Below are 22999 nucleotides of genomic sequence, written 5' to 3'. Positions count from 1 at the left end.
GGTTGTCTTGAGCCTATGAGGAAACCAAGATCGCCGTCGCGGCGACGAGCAGCGGGATTCCCAGCAGCACCGACAGCCAGACGTAGCTCATGCGGTGCGCGAAGTTCAGCGTCCAGCCGGTCCAGCGGATCGGCTTGGGAACCCACACGCGCGTGTCGCGCGGGCTGTGGTAGATGCCCCAATGCCAATTGGCGCGGCTGCGCCACTCGGCCTCATTGATCGCGGTTTGGGTAGGTTGGTCGGCTTGCATAGCGGGGATTCGTCGCGGTCCGGCCGATCTTGGCGACCCAACAGCGATTCAATCACCCCGCGAGGGAATCGCACGCCGGCGGATCGGAGGTCGTCCTCCTCAGGCCTTGCGACCGTCCACCGCCACGCGGCCGATGCTGTGATAGCAGTAGCCACGGGCCTTCATCCGCTCCGGGTCGTACAGGTTGCGGCCGTCGAAGACGATCGGCTGGGCCATCAGCTGGTACATCTCGGCAAAGTCGGGCTGGTGATAAGCCTTCCAGTCGGTGCAGATACACAGGGCGTCGGCACCCTTGATGGCGTCGATCGCGCGGTCGGCGAACTCCACACCGCTGGTCTCGGCCTGGACATTGTCCATGGCCTCGGGATCGTGGGCGATCACGGTCGCGCCGGCTTCTTGTAGCTGCTTGATGAGGACCAGCGCGGGGGCCTCGCGGATGTCGTCGGTCTCGGGCTTGAAGGCCAGTCCCCACACGGCGATCCGCTTGCCGCCCAGATCACCGCCGAACTGCTCTTTCACCTTGGTGAAAAGCACCGTCTTCTGCCGCTCGTTGACGTTATCTACCGCGCGGAGCATCTCGGGCAGATTGCCCTTGTCCTCGGTCATGGCCGTCAGGGCGCGAACGTCTTTCGGGAAGCAGCTGCCGCCGTAGCCCACGCCGGGGAACAAGAACGCGAAGCCGATCCGGCTGTCGTGCCCGATGCCGCGCCGCACGTCGTTGATGTCGCCCCCCATCTTCTCGCAGAGGTTGGCCATCTCGTTGATAAAGCTGATCTTGGTCGCGAGCAGCGCGTTCGCAACATACTTGGTCATCTCGGCCGACTCGGGCGACATCGAGAGGAACGGCTTCTCGGTGCGTAGGAACGGTGCGTACAGCTGGTGCAACTTGTCCGACACCTCTTGGCAACGCACGCCAACCACCACCCGGTCGGGCTTCATGAAGTCGTCGATCGCCGCGCCCTCTTTGAGGAACTCGGGGTTGCTGGCGACGTGGCACTCACGGCCGGTGAGCTCCTTGAGCATGCCAAAGATCTTGGCGTTTGTGCCGACCGGCACGGTGCTCTTGGTGACCACGATCGCGTCCTCTTGCAGGTGCGGAGCGATCGCCTTGGTGACGGCCCACATCGCCGAGAGATCGGCCGAGCCGTCATCGCCCTGCGGCGTGCCAACGGCCAGGTAGACCATCTCGGCCGTTTTGACCGCCGTCGGCGTATCGGTCGTAAAGTGCAGACGTCCGGCCTCGGCGTTGCGGAGCACGAGTTCTTTCAAGCCCGGCTCATAGATCGGGATCACGCCGTTCTTCAGGCCGGTGATCTTCTTTTCGTCGATGTCGATGCACGTGATGTCGTTGCCGCTGTTGGCAAAGCACGTGCCGGTGACGAGGCCGACGTAACCGGTACCGATGACTGCGATCTTCATAGCTTGGGCGTTAAAGCGGTGAGAAGGTGGAGTAAGCGGGCGGGCAGGGCGCGGGCGTGAGGGGTGCCGTGGCGTACAGGCCGGGCGGCAAACCCGCGGCGGGGTGGTGGTTTCGTGCCCCAGCCAAACGTTCGGGCGGAAACCGGCAAGCCCCTCATCATAGTCAGCCGTCGGCCTACGTCGAGCGACCGCATGCCGAGGAAATCGCCTCTTGTTTAAAGCCTTACAAACGGCTCCCCGCAGGGGGCCCTACAACCAGCGTAGAGTGCCTATCCGCTTCGCGCCGGCGAGAATGTCGGAGAAAGGAAGGGACGAGGCGTTATGGACGTTTCGTCGGCTTGCGCGGGCATCGGGGCTGGGATTGGCGGTTCGGGGCCGTCGCTATGAACGTTTTGTCGGTCTGTGCGGAGGTCTTGAGGGGGTGAACCACTTCCCGCCGAGCCGTGCGAGCGCAGTCTTTCTCGGCGGCAAGCGCAGCGGGGCAACCTATCAGTTCCCCAGCGATCGCTGGCGCTGGCAGCTGGCGATTCCCTCGACGTACCCACTTTTCGCTAACTCCGAACGCCGAGTTCCCCCATCATGTTCATGACCAAGACCAAGACCGCGCGATTGGCGCTCGATAAGATTTCCGCCGCGGACGCCATCGCCGGCAGCCCGTCGGATGCCCAGGCGGTGCTCGACGCATTCAACCGCGCCCAAGCGATTATCGAGTTCACGCCCGACGGGCAGATCCTCACCGCCAACGACAATTTCTTGAGCGTTCTCGGTTACACCCTCGACGAGATCCAGGGCAAGCACCATCGGATGTTTGTCGATCCGCAGGAGGTCCAGACCGAGGCTTACACGCAATTCTGGAAAGACCTGGCAAGGGGCCGGCACGCGGCCGGAGAGTTTGCACGTCGGAAGAAGAATGGGCAAGCTTGCTGGATCTCGGCCTCGTACAACCCGGTGCTGAACGCGGCGGGTCAGGTGACGAAGGTGGTCAAGATCGCCGCGGACATCACGGTCACCAAGCAGATAGCGGAGAACGAATCCGCACTCATTTCGGCGTTCAGCAGCTCGCAGGCAATGATCGAGTTCACGCCCGAAGGGACCATCCTTAAAGCAAACGAGAATTTTCTCTCGACCGTCGGCTACACGCTCGAGGAGATCTGCGACAATCACCACCGGATGTTCTGCAAACCCGAATACGTCCAGAGCAGCGAGTACGCGGATTTCTGGAGCAACCTCCAGCGTGGTAAGTTTCAATCCGGACGGTTCAGCCGCATTGATAAGAGCGGCCGCGAGATCTGGTTGCTTGCTTCTTACAACCCGGTGTTTGACGCCGAGGGCAAGGTTGTCCGGGTCGTCAAACTGGCATCGAACATTACCGACGAAGTTCAAGCTGAGCTGCAGAGAAAAAATGACGCCCAGGCTGTCGGACAAAGCGTCGCGACCAGCACGACCGAGATGGCCTCGACCATCGAGGAGATCAGCAAGAACGTCAGCCGCACCGCCAGCCTCGCCCAAGAGGCCGAATCTCACGCGCAGTCTTCGACCACCGCGACCGACGCGCTGCAGGAAAGCAGCAAGGCGATCGGCAAGGTGGTGAGCGTTATCCAAGAGCTGGCCGACCAGACCAACCTGCTGGCGCTCAACGCCACGATCGAGGCGGCCCGCGCCGGCGAGAGCGGACGCAGCTTTGCCGTTGTGGCCAACGAGGTGAAGGAACTCGCGCAAGAGACCTCCAACGCCACGCAGAGCATCGAACTCTCCGTGCAGCAGATCCAGCAGCGCATCCTGGAAGTCGCCGCCAGCACCGGACGCATCACCGAGAGCGTTACCGAGGTCAGCGGCAACACCAACACCATCGCTGCCGCAATCGAAGAGCAGTCGATCACCATGGGCGAGCTCAGCCGCACGGCCGAGAATCTGGTTCGTCTTTCGGAGAGCGAGCGCTAAGCCGCTCTCGACAGAACGGCAATCAGGGGCTGAAGGGGTAAACGGCGGCGGGTCCGCCCTCATCGAGAGGGGCGGGCTCGACCGCCGTTTTTTTGCTTAGGGGCTTAGCGCTTCCCACGGCCCGGGCGGCACCTGCCAGGGCGTGCGGACCGACAGGTCATCGGCACCGGTGGGGATCTTCTTGTGCAGCAGGTCGGTGTCGCTGGTCAGTTCGCGCCCCTCGTAGCACGACGCGCCCCACTCGCCCTCTTCACGGCTGCCCCCTTCGTCATTGCCGTTAGCGCCGACGGTGTAGAGCAGGTAGCCCTCTTCCAAGGGCTTATAAACGAGCGGGAACTGTTGCAGTAAATCGACCGGAGAAGTGGGGTAAACCTCGGGCGTAAGGTTTTCTGGGTACGCGCCCTTCGCCGCGCGATACAGCGCGAGGTCGATCGCTACGCGCGTCAGTTGCCGGTTGGACTCTATGCGATCGGTTGTGCGAGCGACGGCACCAAGGGGTGGCAACAACAGATTCCTCATGACAGCCGAGGCCAACTCGCCCCGGCGCTCCTGGCTGACCGCGATGTGCAGCGCCTCACGAAAATTGCTTGGTGCCACGGGTAGCGCATTGAGCGCGGCCTCCATTGCGACGAGCTCCCCCTCGCGCTGCGTCCAAGAGGGATTCTGCAGCGCCGCGAGGCAGCGATCGCACCAGGCGTTCATGTCACTGAGCACAATGTTCCAATCGCAACTCACGTACACCATCAGATCGAGCGGTCGCAGGTCCATCTCCACCGCTTCGACGTTGTGGTTGACAGCCACATCGAGCGTCGCGTCGAGCATCCAGTAGCGCTCGCCGAGGTCGATCGCTTGCGCCATCGGGCTGCGCGCGTCCAGCGCGTCGAGCGCTTCGGCCAGCGCGCGAAGCGCTGCCGGCGGGGTCGCGGGATCGGACGCTAACCCCTGGATCTGTGAGTGCGCCATTCCCTCCAGCGCGGTCGCGATCAGTTGATCAATGAGCGTTGGCCGGGCCCGGCCGTGCTGACTCAGTCGCAGCAGGGTCACAAGTCCCACTGCCGCCTCGGTGTGACGCCCGGCCCCCCCGTCGTAGCCGGCGCGGGTCACCAGCGCGCGGGCTGCCTCACGCATTTCGTTCGACCCATTTAGTTGCTGCTCGACCAGCTTGCCGCGCTCGAACTGAATGAGTTCAACCGGCGGCAACCACCACTGCTCGCGGCGGGCCGCTTCTTCCAGCAGCGCGAAGGCGGGGGCGTTGGCTTCCACCCAGTCCGCTACGAACGGCAACTCGTCACGCGTCCACGGCCGGCTGATCGGCCAGCAGGCATCGATAAACGCTTCAACGCGGCCATCCTGCACCGCCACCTCTTCAGGCCCGGTGAGGAACTCTTCGAGCGGCACGGGCTGATAGAGCGCGCCGTCGAATCCGCCCGGGTCGATCGCTGTCGGTTTGGCAGGATTCGACGGGTCTGGCTTGAGCCGCACGCGCAACAACCGCAGCGTTGCCAGGCGATTCTCGGGAGTGTCGAGCCGTTTGAGCCGCGTGCCGCCGGCCGGCACGGGGGCACCGATTGTTTTGCACACCAGGGCGATCTCGGCGTCCGATAGCTCGTACCAGCCATCCGGATTCGGCGGCCACATCGCTTGCAGGAAGGGGATGGCTCCGTTGTTGTCGGGCGTCACACCGACTCGTCCGGCGGCCAAGAGCGCAGCGCCGTAATCGGGGTAGCCATCCGCCAGCAGGGGCGTCGTGAGGTGCGTTGTCTCTTTCGCTACGCGGATCGAGGGCCCCGGACCGAAGACCATCAGCAGCAGCGCCGCCGGTGTGCCGAGCAGCACCAGCCCCAGCAGCAGCCAGAAGATCCACCGCCGTCGCGGTGCCTTGGGGTCGCTCGGCAGGGAGGCGCCAGACGCACGGGAGTCGCTCATTCGTTTGGCTCCGCTTCTTCCCACGGCCAGGGCTCCTGCGGCGGAGGCAGGCGAATCGCCGCGTCGTCGGCGTCGGGCGGAATGGCGTCGAGCAGCGCCTGCTGTGCGGGATCGAGCGCTACAGGCTTTTCGCTGTCGTAACTCTCCTGTGCTAGTGGGATCAGGCGCCCTTCGTAAAGCGGCAACAGCAGACTATCTTGCGGTCTCGCGACGGCAAACGACCGCAAGCCGCGATCGTCGCGGCCGTTGGGGCCGTTACTCCACAGCAGGACGCCCTCGTTCGTGCGACGGTAGTTGATTCCTTCCGCTTTGTACTCGTCAGGATAGTCGCCATCGCGAATTCGCTGGGCGGTAAGGCTTAGCAACTCACGCGCTAACGCTCGCTGTTGCGTCATGATCGAGAATCGCATCTCACGATTTCGGTGCAGGAAGAAGCTGAAACTATCGCCAGAGATCAGCCAGGCTTGCCGTCGGCTGCGATCGCGCGTGCTCACGATCTGGCGCCAACCAAAGGGTTGATTGGAGTTAGCGCTAAGCTGTCGATGAGCTCCTCTAAGCTTGCTAATCAGACCGTCACGAGTTGGGAGATCGGGCGCTGCAATCGCTCGATCAGCAAGATCAGCCAGCGGCGCGAGTTCTTTGAGGGCGATGTTCCAGTCTATCCGCCTGGCCCTCAACGGAGGGTTGGTCGGGCCATCGTCGATCCGCGCACGCTTGGTTGCTAACTGTGCGGCATAGCTCGCTGGCGCAATCCGCTCGATTTCCAGCTCGACATCAAGCGGATCACGTGGCATAGGGCGTGACTCAATATAGCGCAGCAACTTAGCTATGGTTTCCAGAGAGACTTCCCGCGAGACGCACAAATGCGCTAGAGCGCGATCAACGACAAGGTTGTGGTACTCCCCCAGCAGCAAATGGATGGGAAAAGGCCCTGCTGAAATATGGTCCGCGAGGCGGTAGGCCGCGATCAAGTCATCGGCCGCTTCATCGGGGCGCCCTTCGCCGACTGCCAGCATAGCGCGGAGGCACAGGTAGTGAACCGCCGTTCGTGAGTGCTGTAGCGCCGGCAGGGCGATGTCTTGGAGACGGTCACGCTGATCGTCTAGTAGCGTCGGACTCGACGGATAGAAGTGCGATGCGGCTGCCGCCTCGTGCAGCAGTTGGTACGCCGCCGCGTTTGCGGCGACCCAACTCGCCAGAAGCGGCGAATCTTGTTTGGTCCAGGGTTTGCGGTGAAAGAACGTCAGTAAGTTTTCTGTAGCGATCACGGCTCGGGGATGAGCCTGCTGTAGCTCCTCGGCCAAACGCCGCTCTAGCGCGTCGGGACCGCCGACAAACCCATCGCCCAGCGACAGCGTTTTGATCCCTAACTCGCGTGCAATCAAATCTTGCTCGGCCGGATCGTCGAGTTCGCCGAGGTCCGAGGTGATCATCGCCCGCCAGAAGGGGATCGCCCCGTTGTTCGCGGGCGTCGCGCCGCGGGCCCAGCGGCGGCGGATTGCTTCTTCGTAGTCGGGCCAGCCATCGGCACGCAGCGGTTCGGTCAGCACCGTTGTTTGGGGACTAATGACCGGCGTCTCGTCGGGCCCGTACAGCGCAAACCCGACGCCGCCGATGAGGATGGCCGTGACGATCAACATCGCGCCCAGCAGCATCCAGACCAGGAGTTTTCCCGAAAGGGCTTTCGATGCGTGCGGTGACGACGCTGCGGGATTGCTCATGGCGTTTAGCCTAGCAACTTGTGGCGGGGTCAGGAGGAGAGAGCCCGACAGGCACCGATCGGGCCGCGGCCGCGGCTACAGCGTGCGCAAGTAGGCCACCGCGTTCGCGAGGTCGCCTGCCGGGTCGCTGCCAGCGGACCGCAGCGCGGTGAGCCAGCCCCGATAGCCGCGCTCTTCGAGCAGGCCGAGCAGCTCGGGCCAGTCGGCGTCGCCGCGGCCGAGTTCAACTTCGCTGGTACGCGCACCCGATCCGATCCCCTCGTGGACCGCGTCGATCGCGTAGCCATAAAGCAGGTGCTCGCCGAGCTGCGTGAGCGCCTCTGTGGGGGCGTGACCCGCCGAGAGCAGCGCGATTGGATCCAGTGCCACGCCGATCCCGCCGCCGGGCAGTTCGTCGAGCAGACGGCGTTGCGAGGCGGGCGCGGCATCGGAGACCAGCGCCAGCCGAGCCCCGGCCCGTTCGCTGTGCGCGGCCAGCAGGCTCAGCGCGTTGACCTGATTTTCTGCGAGCGGGGTATCGGCATCGGCGGGCAAGGCCCCGGCTTGGTTCACCACCACCGAGGCACCGAGACGGTAGGCCAAACTCATCGCTTCTTGGGTCGCCAGGACGCGCCGATCGAGTTCATCGGGATCGTCGTAACCGCGACGCGTGGGGAACGCCACCGCGGCCACCTTTAAGCCGAGGTCGCTGAGCAGCTTCTTGAGCTGGCGCACCGCGGTCTGCGACATCTCGGTCAGCCGAAGCTCGTTGCGGACGTCGATCTCAACACCGTCGGCACCCAACTGAGCAGCTTTGAGAAGGGCCTGGCGAAGCGGCAGGCGGAGCGAGCGGGTCGCGATGCCGATCGGGAGGGTTGCCACGGTTGTAGGGGGGTCGCAAGCAGGGGGCGGCGCAGTCGGGCGCGGGCGTGTCAGCCGCTGCGTTGTAACGTTGAGGGGACCCTTACGGCTAGGCGACCCGGCAGAGCCGGGCACCCTGTTCGTTCGGATTCGCCCCTCCGCCACCCAGTGCGCTTCAGATAACTGTGATGCTCCGACGGTCTGCCCGAACGAACCCCCTTTCCCCGTCCGGTCTGCGCCGGAGCGGGGCGGTGCGGCTTTTGGGTGGCGTGTTGGGACTGATCCTCTTGGGGAGCACACCAGCCGCGGCGCAGCAGGCCCAGTTAGCGGACGGTGTCGAGGTGGATGACATCGCCACGCCCGATCTGGTGGAGGTCTTTCGCTGCCTGTTCGATCAAGAGCGCGACCGCAACTACGACGATTGGCCAGACCGCTGGACCCGGCTGCGTGACAGCACGCATCCGCAGTATGTGGAGATGGAGATCGACAACATTCCCGCCGATGAAGCGATCCCCGGTCGGCGGATGGTGATCCGTCCGGACGGCGCGTCGGCGCGGCTCACGAGCCCACCGATTCTGGTGATGCCCAAATTCAGCTACTTGCTGACCTTGCGACTCAAGGTGGAGCGAGCCGTTCACGGGCGCGTGGCGGTACAGATGGCGTTTGCTGATGTGGACGGACGGATCCTGCAGCTAGAAGAATCACCGCCAGTGAAGGCCCGCGGCGATTGGGTCGAGTTGCGTATCGGTGCGGTGCAGCCCCAAGACCAAGCGATCGATCGGGTCTATGTGCACATCGACTTTGACCGAGGCGAGCGTGGCGACCTGAATGCCGAGGTCTCGATTGCCGACGTGCGGCTTTCGCGTCAGCCGAGCATCCGCATCCACACGGGCAGCGATTACAACGTTTACACCGATCCGAAAGATGTGGTGGTCACGTGCAGCGTGTCGGGCATCTTGGTGCAGAACCCCGAGATCCGTTTCCAGCTACTTGATGCAACGAATCAATCGATCGGATCCACCGGCAAGCTTGAGATCGACGGTGTGTTGATTTCCGAATCCGCCACGCGCGCCCAAGACATTGTTGACGGTGTCGGAAACAGCCGCGACGGCTACGAGGGCTCGATCGATTGGCGGCCACCAATCGATGACTACGGCTTCTATCGCGTTCGCGTGCGCATGATCGGCAGCGAGAGCGATCGCGTGATCAAAGAGCTTTCGACCACGGTTGCGGTGGTGCGCGAGGACCTCGAGACAACCGAAGACAGCGAGTTCGGCTGGTCGCTGCCGTTGGCGGATCGCCCGCTTTCGTTTCCGGTGCTGCAAGAGCTGCTCCCACGGGTGGGGGTGCGGTACGCGAAGCTGCCGGTTTGGTACGCGCCGGGCGATGAGCAGCGGGGCGACAAGCTGATTAGCTTTGCCGAGCAGCTATCGGCACGCGGCATCGAGACGGTTGGCATCTTGGAGGACCCCACCGAGCGAATCGAGAATCCGCTGGCCGAGGGGCCTCCGCCCCCGATCCAGGGGTTGCTCGTTGAAGACCCTTCGCGTTGGCAGTCGAAGATCGATCACCTGATCACCAAGCTTTCGCTCCGCATCCGCTGGTGGCAGCTGGGGCACGATGGCGATACGAGCTTTGTTGGTTACCCCAACCTGCTCGACAAAATTAAAGAGATCCACCACGCGCTGTTCCGTTTCGGACAAGACGTTCGGTTGGGTCTGGGCTGGCGTTGGGACCACACCCAGAACTGGTCGGAGTCTCCTTTGTGGGACTTCGAGCAAATGGATGCACGCGACGGGCTGAACGCCGCGCAGCTTGGCCAGGCCTTCGCCGAGGCTGCGGCCCCGATTGCGAAGCGGTGGGTGCTTGTCGAGCCGCCACAGACGGGCGTCGGCATCTCGGCGGACGAAGCGGAAGAGGAACGCCGCCACCAAAGCCGTGTCCGCGATTTTGTCGAACAGATCCTTGTTGCCAAGGTCAATCATGCGGACGCCATCTTTGTTGCGAATCCGTTTGCCGGGGCTGCCGACGCCACGCTCGGCAGGACCGGCGTGATGAACGACGACGGTTCGCCGGGAGAACTGCTGCTGCCGTGGCGCACGTGCGCGCGACTCCTCGGGGGGGCTGACTACATGGGCACGCTCCGCCTGCCGAGCGACAGCCGCAACTGGCTGTTTAAGCGGTCCGATGGTCAGGTGGTGCTGGTCGTTTGGTCCGAGCAACCTCAGCAAGAGGTCCTGTACCTTGGCGATCAGGTTCAGGTCATCGACGTGTGGGGCAAAGCACGCACCCCCGCGCTGAGCGACGGTCGTCAGGTGATCGAGGTCGATCGCATGCCCCGCTTTGTGCTGGGACTCAGCGAGCCCTTGGCCCGGTGGCGACTAGAAACCGAGCTGGCGAACGATCGCACGCCAAGCGTTTTCAGCATTGCGCATCCGAACGAGTTGCGCTTCGTCAACCGTTTCCCCTCGGGTGTTGGCGGCACGTTCTCGATCGTGCCGCTCGGCAACGACGGTGTCTCGGTCAACAGCGCGATCCGTTTCAGCCCCCGTGAGCAAACGTTTAGCCTGCCCGCGGGCGGTAAAGCCGCGTTGCCGTTCGACGCGACGCTGATCGAAGCCGAATACGGCCGACAGCCTTTGCGAATTGACTTCGAGCTGACAACCAACGAAGACCCGCTCCGTTTCAGCGTGTGGCGTGACCTGACCGTTGGCCAGGGAGACCTCGAGCTCGTGGTTGAGGTCGGCTACGAGCCGGACGGACGGTTCATCGTTCGCCAGCTGATGCGTAGCCATTCGGGCCGCTCCGGTGACTTCAAGTGCTTGTTGTACGCCCCGCCTTTGCGGCGCAAGCGGACGCAGGTTTTTCAGCTCGGGCCACAACTCGATAAGAAGACTTACACTTTCTACCAGGGTGAAGACTTGGTCGGGCGTGAGATGAAGCTCAGCATCGAAGAGATCGATGGCGATCGAGAGCTGATCAAGCGGTTCATCGTGCCGCCCCCGCCCGAGAAGCCCGTCAGTGATCCCTCGCAAGAGGAGTCGCCCGAGCGGCAGGAGTTTACCAAGACCCCGGCTCCGCTCGCGGCGGCACCGTAGTACGATCGGTAGCCCGCCCCGACCGATTCCTTATTACGCAAGCCTTCTGCCGATGCCGACGACCATCGCCCATGCGGTAGCGTTGCTAAACCAAGCGGCCCCGCTCCACCTAGCCGAAGACTGGGACAACGTTGGCTTGTTGCTCGGCGATCCGGGTGAGCGGCTCCGCGGAATCCTCGTGTGTTTGACGCTCACAGCCGACGTTGCCGAGGAAGCGATCGCGCGGGGCGATAACCTGATCGTGACGCATCACCCGCTGCCCTTTCGACCCCTCGATCGGATCACAACCGAGACGCACACCGGCACCCTGCTGTGGAAACTCGCTCGTGCAGGCGTGGCGATCTACAGCGCTCATACCGCCTTCGATTCGGCGAGCAACGGGGCGAACGATCATCTGGCCAGCGCCTTAGGCCTAACCGACGTGGCGGTGCTCGATCCTGCGGCGACATCGTCCGCTGGCGGGACGGGGCGGATCGGTTGCGCGGCGGCCACCCTGGGCGAGCTGGCGGAACGGGCCCGTGTGTCTCTGAGGGCGACTTCGGTGCGGGCCACGGAATCAGCAGCAAGACCCGCGGGACGCGTCGCCGTCGCATGCGGCAGCGGCGGATCGCTGCTCGAGATGGCGCTGGCGGTCGGGTGCGACACGTTGGTGACGGGGGAGGCCAGTTTTCACGATTGCTTAAAAGCGCAGTCTGCCGGGGTCGCGGTGCTACTCATCGGGCACTTTGCGAGCGAACGCTCGTCACTGGACGGGCTTGCGGAGCGTTTAGCCGCCGAAATCGGGGTGCCGGTCACGGCGAGCCAGATCGAGCGGGACCCGCTCCAGCCCGTTTGAGCCGCCGCGGGATCCTGGTGCGTTGAACCGCGAGTTTGACCCTGGCGAACCGGCATCTACAATCCAGCGTACAACACCAAGCGCGTCTGGCAGAGACTAGAGACATAAGAGCGATTGTTTAGAGCAAGACCCGCATCAGAGCGAAGGCTTGTCTCAGCCGGTTGCGAAGATGTCGCTGTTTGCCGAACGCGGCTAGAACCCCTCACCCCCCAAGCAGAACGCACCCCCCCGCGAACCCCCCCCGCTCGCGTTCGTTGCCGTTCCGCCCCGCCTCGAGTAGCCCGCCTTGAAGTCCACCGGCCAACGGCTCGATTCCCCGAATACCCCGGTGCCGCTCCGGATGCTGACCGCGTTGCCCGTTTTTAACGAGGCGAAGTCGGTCAACACCGTGCTCGACTGCGTAGTCAGCAACGCCGACGACATCCTGGTGGTAAACGACGGATCGACCGACGACACGGCGCAATTGCTTGCCAAGCGGACCGACATTGTCTTGCACACGCACGATAAGAATCGGGGCTACGGTGCCGCGCTGCGTTCGGCTTTCTGCTACGCACGCAAGCACAACTACGACGTGCTAGTCACAATCGATTGCGACGGTCAGCATGAGCCCCAGCGGATCCGCACGCTTGCCGAGGCGTGCGCAGGATACGATCTGGTCTCGGGCAGCCGTTACCGTGACGAGCAACTCGACACCACCGGCGTCGCGCCCGCGGATCGTCGGCGGATCAACCACACGATCACGGCCGAACTGAACGAGCAACTCGGTTTGTCGCTCACGGACGCGTTTTGTGGCTTCAAGGCGTATCGGGTGGCCTCACTCGCGAATCTTCATCTAAGTGAAACGGGTTACGCCATGCCGCTTGAGCTGTGGGTGCAAGCGGCGCAGCTCGGTTGGCGGATCCAAGAGGTCGCGGTGCCGCGCATCTACTTGGACGAAGAGCGCAGCTTCGGAGGGGCGCTGGATAACGCCGAAGAGCGACTCGCCTATTACCGCGAGACGATCGCTCGTGCGTTGGCTGCTGCACGCCAACCTGTCGTGGAAGAAGATCCGCTCTGCCGGCAGGTTGATACCAGCGCCTTTGCGACGACCTGATGCAAGCGTTTCGCCGTTACCGTGCTCCCGCGGAAGAGGGCGGTGTGCTTGTCGAACCGTCGTGGGACGCCCAGCTGCGTCTGATCGACAGCTGTCAGGCGCACCGCGCAGCGGTCCCCCTTGTTTGGGCCGGACATTCGCTTGCGTCGCTTGCCGCTGAACTCCGACTCCAGACGGTAAACGCTGCGGCACGCTGGACCGGCGTAGCCGATCGGGCCTTTGATGAAACGACGCCGCTGGTGGTGTCGGGGCATCAGCCCGAACTGTTTCATCCGGGCGTGCTCATCAAGAACGTTGCCCTGGACCGCCTCGCGCGCGCCGTCGGCGGAGTCGGGCTGCATCTGGTGATCGATTCGGATCTCTGCCGCGAAGTCGCGATCAACGTCCCGACCGGAACGCTTGAGGCACCGCGGCGCGTTGCGCTGGCTTACGATCAACCGGCACCGGAACAGCCCTACGAGCAACGCCCGGTGATGGACCACCGCGTGTTCGCCAGCTTTCCCCAGCGGATCACCGAGGCGTTGGCACCGTTCATCGCCAACCCCGAGGCGTTGCGCGTTTGGCCCGCCGCCCGTGAAGCCCTCGAATCGACCGGTAAAATCTCAGCCGGCCTGAACGCCGCCCGCCGCGTGCTGCAGCGTGATTGGGACGATCGCACCCTCGAGCTGCCGATTAGCGCGGTCGCCGATACGATCCCGTTTCGAGCGTTTCTCTTCGAGTTAGTCTCTCGATCAGCCGAGACGCGCGTCGCGTACAACGCCGCGCTGGCGACGTATCGCCAGGCCCATCGACTCCGTTCTGCGGCCCAGCCGCTGCCAGACTTGGCGGCCGGCGCTGACGGCTGGGTCGAGACACCGTTCTGGATAACGACCCCCGCGGCTTCGCCACGGCGTCCGCTGTGGGCACGGAACCGAGCGGGGGCGGTTGAGATTGCCAACTTCGCCGGTTGGAACGCAACCTTGCCGTCCGCACCCGAGGACGCGATCCGCGCGCTCACCCAATTGCGTGAGGAAGGGGTCTTGCTTCGCAGCCGGGCCCTCACCACCACGCTATTCACACGCTGGGCGCTCGCGGACCTGTTTCTACACGGGATCGGGGGCGCGAAGTACGACCAGGTAACCGACCGGATCAGCCACCAGCTCTTCGGGCAGGCACCTCCGCCGCACGCCACGCTGTCGGCAACCCTGCGGTTGCCGATCCCGCACCCAGCCTGCCCGATTACCGTCGCCCAAGCTGTGAGGGATCAGCGAGATCTGCGCTATCACCCCGAGCGCTTTATGAGCACCGCGAGTGTTTCTGGCGAGGCGCTCCGGTGGATCGAGGAAAAGCGGGCCGCGATCGCTTTGGCCAAGTCACCCGCGAACGCCGCCGAGCGTCATCGACGCATTGTGCGGGCTAATCAAGCCCTCGCGGAGTATGTTTCCACAGAGCGAGCCGCGATGCGGGAGCAGCTCACGGCCGCCCGCCTCGCCGAACAATCGCGGGCAATTCTCGGCTCGCGCGAGCACGCCTTCGTGCTCTTTCCGCAGGGCTGGCTGGCTCCTCGGTTGGCCGACGCGGTGCCACTGCCTGCCGGATAACAGACGCTGCAAGAGATTGACGTTTCAGCTTTTGCCGTTACGGGGCTCCGTGTTGGGGCCCGTCTTAGTCGAAGCGTCACGCGTGCGGACCTCGGTTACCGCGACATCAATGACCTGTCCGGTATTGAGCGGCGGGGACGGAGGTTTACTCTGTCTGCCGAACCGCACGACCCGGAACACTCCGCCGGCCTGGCTCGCATGCAGCTTCTCGGCGAACCCTCGGCGTAGCCAGCGCTTGACGAGCGTGCGTGTCACGGGGACGAGCAGCGCAAAGCCGAGGGCATCGGTGAGGATTCCCGGCGTGATCAGCACCGCACCAGCAACCAGGATCAGAGCGCCGTCCAGCAGGGCGTCGGTCGGAGTGCGGCCGGCCGACAACTCGGTGCGGATCCGCCACAGCGTGAGCATGCCTTGCCACCGTGCGAGGGCCGCCCCCAGCACGCCGGTAAACAGCACCAGCGCGATGGTCGGCACCAGGCCCCACGCCTGCCCAAGCCGGTAGAGCAGGCTGAACTCCACCAGCGGCAGGATCACAAACAACAGCATCAACGCTAGCAGCATGCCGGTCTCCCAAAAATCACTGCCGAGTAATTTGCCACAGCGGCACGGCAGGTGTACAAAATAACAGATGCAACGGATTCTGGTACATCATCCCGTCCGCCAGGAGTCTAAGCCATGCAGGGGACTTTCCGCTTCGAGCAGTCGATGCCGACCACGGCGTTACCCGTTGACGGCGTTGTCGGTCGCGGTGCCGGCATCCGACCAGCCAACCCGCACGTTGCTGTGCGCACCGAAACGGAGACCGCTGCGGACGACCCGTCGCCCTCGCGGCGGTTGCCAACGCGGCACGAACCCGACGCCACACAGTCCCTCGTCAATCGCAACGACAGCCCCGATTTACCGTTCCGGTGGACGTTGAACCCCTACCGTGGCTGCGAGCACGGCTGCAGCTATTGCTATGCGCGCCCCACGCACGAGTTTTTGGGCTACGACGCGGGGCTGGCGTTCGAGTCGCGATTGCTGGTGAAGCACGCCGCCGCGCCGCTGCTGAAGAAGTGGCTTGCCCGCCCCGAGTGGCAGGGCGAGCCGATCGTCTTCTCGGGCGTGACGGATTGCTATCAGCCAGCCGAGCGCGAGTACCGGCTCACGCGCGCCTGCCTGGAGGTGGCCGAAGCCTGCGGCCAGCCGGTAGCAATCGTCACCAAGAACGCCCTCGTGACCCGCGACATCGATCTGCTGGCGTCGCTCGCCGAGCGGCAGGCCGCCGTGGTGGCGATTTCCTTGACGACGCTCGATCCTCATCGGTGTCGTAGCATGGAGCCGCGAACCAGCACCCCCGCAGCGCGACTCAACGCGATCCGTGAACTCGCGACGGCCGGCATTCCGGTCCACGCGATGCTCTCGCCGACCATCCCCGGCCTGAACGATCACGAAGCCTCCGCACTGCTTGCCGCCGCGGCGGAGCAGGGAGCCACCTCGGCGAGTTACACGCTGCTGCGCCTGCCCGGTGCGGTACGCGAGGTCTTTCTCGAATGGCTCGACCGCTGTGAGCCAACGTTCGCCCCGAAGGTGCGTCAACTGATTGGAGCGACGCGCGGCGGCCGGTTCAACGACACCCGTTTCCATCACCGCATGACGGGTATCGGACCTTATGCGGCTCACATTGCGCGGACGTTCCGCGTGTTCGCCGCCCGCAATAGATTGGCGCGCACGCCCTTGCCGTTGAGCCGCGCCGCGTTTCGTCACCCGAGCGCCACGTCTCAGCAGCGGCTGTTTTGTTGATGACGCTGCCGAGAAATCGCCCAGGAAGCAAACGGAGTCGCCCGGGGCCTTGTCGCTAGACGCAGTGGACCTTGCCGCGACATGAGGGGTCTCGTTACCTCAGTCATTCGATAGAGATAGGTCGGACATCCGGGCCTGCGAATGCTAAGCGCCGTCATTCATTCGGGCTGATTTTTGGTGCCGCGTTTCCGCGCGACTCTTGTAAATCGCACCGCAGGAAGCGGCCTTCGAGTGTCCGCACGGTCGCCACACGATCGGCCAGCGGGATCGCTGACGCGACTTTCATCTTGGCGAACACCCGTCGGCGCCGTTGTTCGACCGTCCGGATGCTGACCCCCAACTCATTGGCGATTTGCTTGTTGAGCTTGCCATCGCAAACCGCGACGAGGANCTCTTCTTCGGCCTGGGTCAGCGACTCGCGACGCCGATGGTAAGCCTGAACGAGATCCCATTCATTCCGGCGCTGATCAGCGATCAGGATGGCGTCTTGGAGCAGCTTGGCGATTCGCTCGGGAGGATCACTGAGGCTGATGACGCCCCATGCGAGACGTTGCCAGACGGGACGTTCGGCCTCGGACTCAATCAGGCCGATGAATACGGCGCGGCGAAAGCTGGCGTCGGCGAGATCCGCAAACCGTGCGTTCACCGTTGGTTTTGTTGGCGCGATGATGCCAACCGGCCGCGCTCCCTCGGCATGCACGGCGCATTCCTCGATGCGTGAAGTGAGAAGCGAAGCGATCCCCAACTGCCGAGCGGCCTCTTGCAGCAGGCGTTCAGCAGGCCCTCGCACGTCGTGCAGCAGCAGAAGGCCATTGGTCGGCAGAGGGGCTACGCGGGCGTACATCGGGGTCGCCTTTGAGTAAGTAGATCGAGCGCCGTCATCAGAAGCGGCCGCCGCAGCGGAGCGATTCTCCGCGGGCAACCAGCCAATGAATGGAGATGCCGAACTTGTATGGTGCGTTAAAAATCTCATTCGTGCCGGATCTCCCATCGCCATCCAAGCGGGTTGATCAACGAGCCTGTAGGGCTCGGCAGCGGCCAATAGAAAGCCTCGCCACTTTGGGTTTTCGGATAAGGGACGGAAGGCTCCGTCTAGTGAGTGGCTTTTATACGGCAGTCCACACGCGAAGTAACGTGAATCCGGCGATTCTTTTTGAACTAACGTCAGATGTTTGTCACAGTTGGAGTCAGGACAAAATCTCTACCAAGACGCGCGAAGCTTTCCGAAGAGCCAGACCAGTTGATTGAGCGGTTCGTCGATGAGACGCCACCTATGTTGCTACGACCTCTCCGAGAGTTTTTTCAGATTGAAAGCCGTTGCTAGAGGTTCTGGCTATGCAGCGGGCGTTGGTTTAAACAGTTTGTGCTCTTCAACGCGTTACTTACGTCCCGACAGCGGGCCGAATCACCCGTGCCGGCTGGCGTGATCGGCAGGACCGTCAAAGTCGCACGCTGTGAGGCCGAATGTTCGCGGTCATAAGTCCAACCGATTTGACCGCCGCGTAGCATGACCTACGCTTACAGGCCCCGAGGTCGGTCGCCGGGGTGAGGGCGATTACGTCCTGGCGGCGACCGCCGGTGGCCCGAAGGAGCACCAACCCGTGAACCCTCTCGCCCGCTTGCTTGGAACGATTTTCAAGGCCTCCTCAGCAGCGATCTTGGTCGGGTTGCTCACGCTGCTCCCGTCTGCCATCGCCACCGGCATGGTTTCCGTTGAATCGCGGCTGGTGGCCCTCGAAGAGCAGATCGAGCTGCGCTATCGGAACCAGCCCGCGGCTGCCGCCCGGCTGCGGACCGAAGCCCGCGCGATGGTGGCCGCTTGGCAGGCAGAGCCCGATCCGAGCGCGGGAGATTATCGGCGGATGCACCGCTGGTTTGACATCGCGTTCCGCGCGACTCTGCCGGGCGGTTCGGGTGAACTTCCTGGGGCACCGCGACTCTTGGGCCGGACGGCGCTTCAGCAGCCTCGGGGCGTGATCGAGCCGCTTGTCGAGCCGATGGCGGCGATTCCGGCCGCAGCTTTGGAGAGCAGCGACCCGCTCATGCCTCAGTCGCTGCTGCCCCAGCAAAGCAGCTCCGACCATGCCGCGCACAGCGTGCTTACCCTAACTCCGCCGACGCTCGCCGCTGGAGAGGTCTCGTCGGAAGCAGGGGACGCCTACGCCCACCTGTCGAATCCGTCAGCGCCGCGGGGCCAGTTGGCCCCGGCGAGCGAGTTCGCTGAGCCGCGTCGGGTAGAAAAACCCATCACGGCGGCCGACCGTCCCGCAACGAGCGAGCCGACTCTGGTTGGGCCGCACTCGCCCGGTCGTAGCCACTGGTCGCAGCATGCTTCCGCTGCGCCCCTCGACTGGCGCGATCCTTTTACCGACGATCCCACGGCAAGCGTCAATCCGCTCCGGAGAGGTCTGAAGCAGCAGGTTCAGCGTCCGATCGTTGGCACCCCGAGCGGGATTTCTGTCAACCTGACCGAGCTGACGGCCCGGGTGCGTGGTTACAACACGGCGCTGCGTGAGCTACAGCAACGGCTTTTGGCCGATCCGGCTCCGGACGCTTTTGTGCTATCGGATTGGGCCACCGAGTTAGAACAACTCGCCCTGGAGGAGAGTTTTCTCGATCTGTACCGGGAAGGGCTCGGCGAGGCCGAGCGAAGGGCTTTGCCCCCCTCGCCTTCGATCGAACTGGTGAGCGAACTGCTTCGCCGCCGGGCCGATGATCAGCTCAGCAGCCGTGACTTTGAGGGAGCCAAACGCCGGGCCCTCGAGTCGGTTTCAGCGCGGATGTCGCGAATCGAACCTGCCCGCGACGCCTTCTAGGCGCTAGCGGGTCGTTGGTGATCCGGGCTTGTTAGCGAAGAAGTCTCGGCGAGCCAGCAGTTTGTCGGCACACCCGCAGGCGGTGTGATGGCTCTCAGACGGAGAGCACCTACCAACCGGGAAGCGTCCTACCAACCGGGACGGGTCCAGCCAACCGGGAAGCGGCCAGCCAGCAGCAAAGCAGGCCCACGGCGGTAAGGAGAAGAGAAGAGGGATAGCGACGCCAAGTCCCGACGAGCTTACTTCTCGTCTTCTTCCTTGGTCTTCTTCTTTTTCTTCTTCAGCTGCAGGATCTTGACCCGCACCTTGGGCAGGCCAAAAGCCGAGCTGCCTTCGGACCAACGGTCGGTCTCGCTGAGCCGGGTGATTCGCTCGACGCGTGTCAGGACGCTGCGGCTGGAAGTGCCGCCAGCTTTGACTTTGAGAGACTTGTCGATGGTCATGGCCGCGCCACGTTGTTGTGGGGTTTTTAGCGTAGATTACTGGTCGAGCCCCGCATGTTAGCCGCCGGGGGGGAGGCGTTCAAGGCCTGTGCGGCGTGCTTAACGAGGCTTTCGGCTGACCATAGCGAGGCGGTTAGGCCCTATCAGGCCGATCAGGACCCCCCCCAGCAGGCTTTGGCCCCTCCGGCTGAGGTTGGCGTGCGGTTGGTTCAGACCTCTTCCTGCTTGATCCTCTTGAGCTGGTTGAGGATCGCAGACATTGAGGCCGGCCGGCCCGTGGGCTCTCCGCTCAGGCATTGCATAATGATCCGTTCCAGCTCGGGATTGATGGTCGGAAATCGATCGCGCAGCGGGGGCGGTTCGCTCGTTCCGTGGCTCATCGCCGCAAGCCCGTCGGTGCCACGGATCCAGGGCAGATCGAAGGCGAACATCTCGTACATCGACGCCCCAAACGCGAAGATGTCGATCCGGTGGTCGGTTGGCTTGCGCCGGACCACCTCGGGTGCCATGTAGTTGGGCGTTCCGGTGCGAATGCCGGGCTGCATGAACTCCTTTTTGGCCGGTACGGTCAGGCCGAAGTCGATCAGCTTGAGGCCCGTGACTTCTTTGTTGCAAACAAAGTTGCGGGGGCAGACGTCCCGATGGATATAGCCGGCCGCATGGACGACCTCCAGGGCCTCGGCGGCCTGACGCATCAGTGTTAGCCGATTGCCCTTCAGCCGCGGATCGCGGCCGATAATGACCGAGTTCAGACCCGGACCGTCCAGAAACTCCATCACCAAAAACTGCTCGTTCTTGGAGGTGGTGCCGTAGGAAAACGTCTTGACGATGTACGGGTGATCAAAGCTCGTCGCGATTTGGCCTTCGCTGGGTTTGTTCAAACCACGGAACCGAGACTCGAGTTGATCCGTCTTCTTCATATCGAGGATCTTTACCCCGACGATTTCCTTGGTCTTACGATCGCGTGCCTTGTGGAAGTCAGACATCGTGCCCGACACCGCATCGCGTAAGATCTCATAGCGGCTGGTGATATCCACCTTGCCGCCATCGAGCATCGACTTGAAGAAAGAGCCCAGACCGGCCATTCGTAACCCCCGAGATGGTGTGACCCAAGCCCCTACTATAACTCGACTTGGCGTTTACGGCGCGTGGTGGGCGGCCCGAGCGGTCGCCGGGCTGATGGCCCTGGTGGCTGCCGGCTTCGCGGGGGCCGGCGGGGGCCCCGAGGGAGTGGCGCTGGTGGTGAATCTCAACCGCCCCGATTCGAAAGAAGTCGCGAACCACTACGTCCGTTTGCGCAACCTTCCCGCGATGAACGTCATCGCCATCGATTACCAGGGAAATCCCGAGAAAACCAACGGCGACACGTTTCGCGAGCAGATCTTGCAACCCGTGCTGGCGGAGATCGACCGGCGGGGACTCGCGGTTCAGATCGACACGATCGCCTACAGCTGCGGCTTTCCCTGGCAGATCGATCTTCGGGCGGATTTTCCCCAAGCGGCGCGGCCCCCTCGGCAATTGATGCCCGTGGCCTCGCTGACCGGTGCCACCTACTTCTGGCAGGCGATTTTGGCCAAGCAGCCGGCCTACCTTGGCAACGACGCGAACTACTACCTGTCCGGCCCGGCGGGAGCCAATCTGAGTCAGTGCCAGCAGCTCGGCGAAACCCCCACCCGCGCTTTCCGGGGCCGTTACCGCTGGCTGCGCGGCGGCGTCCGCCAAGACCGGGCACCGCAGGCCCGGCGCTATCTGATGTCGACCGTGCTGGGGGTCACCACCGGGCGTGGCAACAGCGTTCAAGAAGTCATCGCGTTGCTGGAGCGTGCGGTTCAGGCCGAAGTGACGCCGCCCCAAGGCGTGTTCTGCTTTGTGAAGAACAGCAACGTTCGATCCAAGACCCGCCACGGGTGCTATCCGGCGGCCGCTGCCGTACTGACCGGGCTGGGGGCGCGGGCCTCGGTCGAGGAGGGGACGCTGCCACGACCGGGCACGCGCGTGGCCGGCATGACGCTGGGGGCAGCCGTTCTGCCCCTCGAACAGGCAGGGCTAGTCATCGAACCCGGCGCTATCTGCGAGCACCTGACAAGCACCGGCGGCAACTTTGCGCTCGACGCCAAGCAGACGCCGCTTTCAGAGCTGATTCGGCGGGGGGCCACCGGCGCGTCAGGAACGGTTGAAGAACCCTACGCGGTCCAAGCCAAGTTTCCGCTGCCCTCGATCCAGATTCACTACCGTCGCGGCAGCTCGCTGGCAGAGGCCTATTACCAGTCGGTTGCCTCGCCTTATCAGCTGCTGATCGTCGGCGATCCGCTCTGTCAGCCTTGGGCCGATCGTCCGGCCATGCGGCTCGAAGGTTGGCCGGAAGACCGCCAGACGACGCTCAATCGACCGACGGACATCGCCTCGGCAGCGCCGGCAAAGGACAACGCCTCGAACCTCACCTCGCTGAAGCTGGATTTCTCGCTTCCGGTGACCTCCAGTGATTCCGCTAAGGGGGGGCCCCAACTCAAGCCGTTGCGTTCGCTCGCGCCGGCTACCGCCCCGACCGATCAGACCGCCTTGGCTCCCGCAGAATCCCCGGCCGAGCCGCCGCTGCCACCGGGCGCGTTTCGTTTGACTCCGCACGTTGGGGCAAACCTATCGGGGCCTGCTCCGACGACGGCTTACTGGGAACTGTTTGTTGATGGTCGGCTGCGGCTGCGGCTGCCCACGGGGCGAGGCGCGGTGGTCGATCCGGCTGAGTTTGGTGCGGGCTGGCATGAGCTGCGCTGTGTCGGTGTCGGTACGGGGCCGCTCGAGCCGCAGCGGCTGCGTGTCGCGGAGATCGAAACCCCGAGCAATCTTCAGCGAGCAGCCCAGCCCGCTGATCCGGAGCCGTTGGCCGGAGCGGAGTCTAAGCCCGACCAATCCGGCAAGCGGGGCGATCTTGAGAAACCGGGCGACGGGGGGAAAGCAGTCGCTCGCGACGTCAAGCTAGCGGTCAAGCCGAGCGATTGGCGTTTGAACGACGTCGTACCAGTTGAGGTGTCGGCTCAGGGTGCCGACTCGATCGTGCTGCTGCACAACGCACGCGAAGTCGGGCGCATCACCGGCCCGGTGGGCGTCATCCGCGTCATGGCTGCCGAATTGGGTGCCGGGCCCGTGCGATTACAGGCCCAGGCTGAGCCGGGAACGGTCCGTTCCGCCACGCATTGGATCACGATCGATTGAAACGCGTTGAAGCGTCTCAACGGTCGCAGCGGGTGAGACGCTTCG

17 protein-coding genes are annotated in these 22999 nt (G+C 63.8%); 8 read left to right on the top strand and 9 right to left on the bottom strand.

What is annotated here, in order from left to right:
- Positions 1-13: 13 nt before the first annotated feature.
- Positions 14-250 (bottom strand): DUF5808 domain-containing protein, encoded by a 237-nt coding sequence (locus Pla111_RS08640; RefSeq protein ID WP_146573365.1) that lies wholly within the window; start codon positions 248-250, stop codon positions 14-16.
- A 99-nt stretch (positions 251-349) separates the two neighbouring features.
- Complete coding sequence (locus Pla111_RS08635) at positions 350-1669, bottom strand: UDP-glucose dehydrogenase family protein (RefSeq protein ID WP_146573363.1); 1320 nt, start codon at positions 1667-1669, stop codon at positions 350-352.
- Positions 1670-2248: 579 nt separating this feature from the next.
- On the opposite strand from Pla111_RS08635, the gene Pla111_RS08630 reads away from it, so the two are divergent.
- Positions 2249-3610, top strand: coding sequence for a methyl-accepting chemotaxis protein (locus Pla111_RS08630; RefSeq protein WP_146573361.1), 1362 nt, complete (start codon positions 2249-2251; stop codon positions 3608-3610).
- 96 nt (positions 3611-3706) lie between these two features.
- Here Pla111_RS08630 and Pla111_RS08625 read toward each other — a convergent pair whose 3' ends face one another.
- The 3 genes from Pla111_RS08625 to Pla111_RS08615 all read right to left on the bottom strand — a co-directional run bounded on the left by Pla111_RS08625 (position 3707) and on the right by Pla111_RS08615 (position 8118).
- On the bottom strand, positions 3707-5536 hold the full coding sequence (locus Pla111_RS08625) for a hypothetical protein (RefSeq protein WP_146573359.1): 1830 nt from the start codon (positions 5534-5536) through the stop codon (positions 3707-3709).
- Entirely contained in the window at positions 5533-7257 is a 1725-nt protein-coding gene (locus Pla111_RS08620; protein ID WP_146573357.1) for a hypothetical protein, read from the bottom strand. The genes Pla111_RS08625 and Pla111_RS08620 overlap by 4 nt, the downstream gene beginning before the upstream one ends.
- A gap of 75 nt (positions 7258-7332) precedes the next feature.
- Positions 7333-8118 (bottom strand): sugar phosphate isomerase/epimerase family protein, encoded by a 786-nt coding sequence (locus Pla111_RS08615; RefSeq protein WP_197524873.1) that lies wholly within the window; start codon positions 8116-8118, stop codon positions 7333-7335.
- Between the two features lie 230 nt (positions 8119-8348).
- On the opposite strand from Pla111_RS08615, the gene Pla111_RS17195 reads away from it, so the two are divergent.
- The 4 genes from Pla111_RS17195 to Pla111_RS08600 all read left to right on the top strand — a co-directional run bounded on the left by Pla111_RS17195 (position 8349) and on the right by Pla111_RS08600 (position 14703).
- Positions 8349-11195: a hypothetical protein gene (locus tag Pla111_RS17195; RefSeq protein WP_197524872.1), complete on the top strand. Its 2847-nt coding sequence runs from the start codon at positions 8349-8351 to the stop codon at positions 11193-11195.
- 52 nt (positions 11196-11247) lie between these two features.
- On the top strand, positions 11248-12030 hold the full coding sequence (locus Pla111_RS08610) for a Nif3-like dinuclear metal center hexameric protein (protein ID WP_146573353.1): 783 nt from the start codon (positions 11248-11250) through the stop codon (positions 12028-12030).
- Between the two features lie 286 nt (positions 12031-12316).
- Entirely contained in the window at positions 12317-13123 is an 807-nt protein-coding gene (locus tag Pla111_RS08605) for a glycosyltransferase family 2 protein (protein ID WP_231930848.1), read from the top strand.
- Positions 13123-14703, top strand: a complete 1581-nt coding sequence (locus tag Pla111_RS08600; RefSeq protein WP_146573351.1) for a hypothetical protein — start codon at positions 13123-13125, stop codon at positions 14701-14703. Before Pla111_RS08605 ends, Pla111_RS08600 begins: the two co-directional genes overlap by 1 nt.
- Before the next feature lie 24 nt (positions 14704-14727).
- Here the strand turns inward: Pla111_RS08600 and Pla111_RS08595 are convergent, their stop codons facing one another.
- Positions 14728-15264 carry an FxsA family protein gene (locus Pla111_RS08595; RefSeq protein WP_146573349.1) on the bottom strand — a complete coding sequence of 179 codons (537 nt, stop codon included), beginning with the start codon at positions 15262-15264 and terminating at the stop codon, positions 14728-14730.
- A 114-nt stretch (positions 15265-15378) separates the two neighbouring features.
- Here Pla111_RS08595 and Pla111_RS08590 point away from each other — a divergent pair, with 114 nt between their 5' ends.
- On the top strand, positions 15379-16485 hold the full coding sequence (locus tag Pla111_RS08590) for a PA0069 family radical SAM protein (protein WP_197524871.1): 1107 nt from the start codon (positions 15379-15381) through the stop codon (positions 16483-16485).
- 154 nt (positions 16486-16639) lie between these two features.
- Here Pla111_RS08590 and Pla111_RS08585 read toward each other — a convergent pair whose 3' ends face one another.
- Positions 16640-17329 (bottom strand): LuxR C-terminal-related transcriptional regulator, encoded by a 690-nt coding sequence (locus Pla111_RS08585; RefSeq protein WP_146573346.1) that lies wholly within the window; start codon positions 17327-17329, stop codon positions 16640-16642.
- A 757-nt stretch (positions 17330-18086) separates the two neighbouring features.
- Here Pla111_RS08585 and Pla111_RS08580 point away from each other — a divergent pair.
- On the top strand, positions 18087-19301 hold the full coding sequence (locus tag Pla111_RS08580) for a hypothetical protein (RefSeq protein ID WP_146573344.1): 1215 nt from the start codon (positions 18087-18089) through the stop codon (positions 19299-19301).
- Between the two features lie 239 nt (positions 19302-19540).
- On the opposite strand, the gene Pla111_RS08575 is transcribed toward Pla111_RS08580, so the two are convergent.
- Both Pla111_RS08575 and Pla111_RS08570 read right to left on the bottom strand, forming a co-directional pair.
- Positions 19541-19744, bottom strand: coding sequence for a small basic protein (locus Pla111_RS08575; RefSeq protein WP_146573342.1), 204 nt, complete (start codon positions 19742-19744; stop codon positions 19541-19543).
- Between the two features lie 209 nt (positions 19745-19953).
- Positions 19954-20829 (bottom strand): serine/threonine protein kinase, encoded by an 876-nt coding sequence (locus Pla111_RS08570; RefSeq protein WP_146573340.1) that lies wholly within the window; start codon positions 20827-20829, stop codon positions 19954-19956.
- Positions 20830-20848: 19 nt separating this feature from the next.
- Between Pla111_RS08570 and Pla111_RS17190 the strand changes: the two genes are divergently transcribed.
- A complete protein-coding gene (locus Pla111_RS17190) occupies positions 20849-22954 on the top strand; it encodes a hypothetical protein (protein WP_197524870.1) in 2106 nt (701 codons plus the stop codon).
- Positions 22955-22999 lie beyond the last annotated feature (45 nt).

The sequence above is a fragment of the Botrimarina hoheduenensis genome (genome assembly GCF_007859815.1).
GTDB classification, from domain to species: domain Bacteria; phylum Planctomycetota; class Planctomycetia; order Pirellulales; family Lacipirellulaceae; genus Botrimarina; species Botrimarina hoheduenensis.
This window is presented reverse-complemented; position numbering and strand designations above follow the sequence as displayed.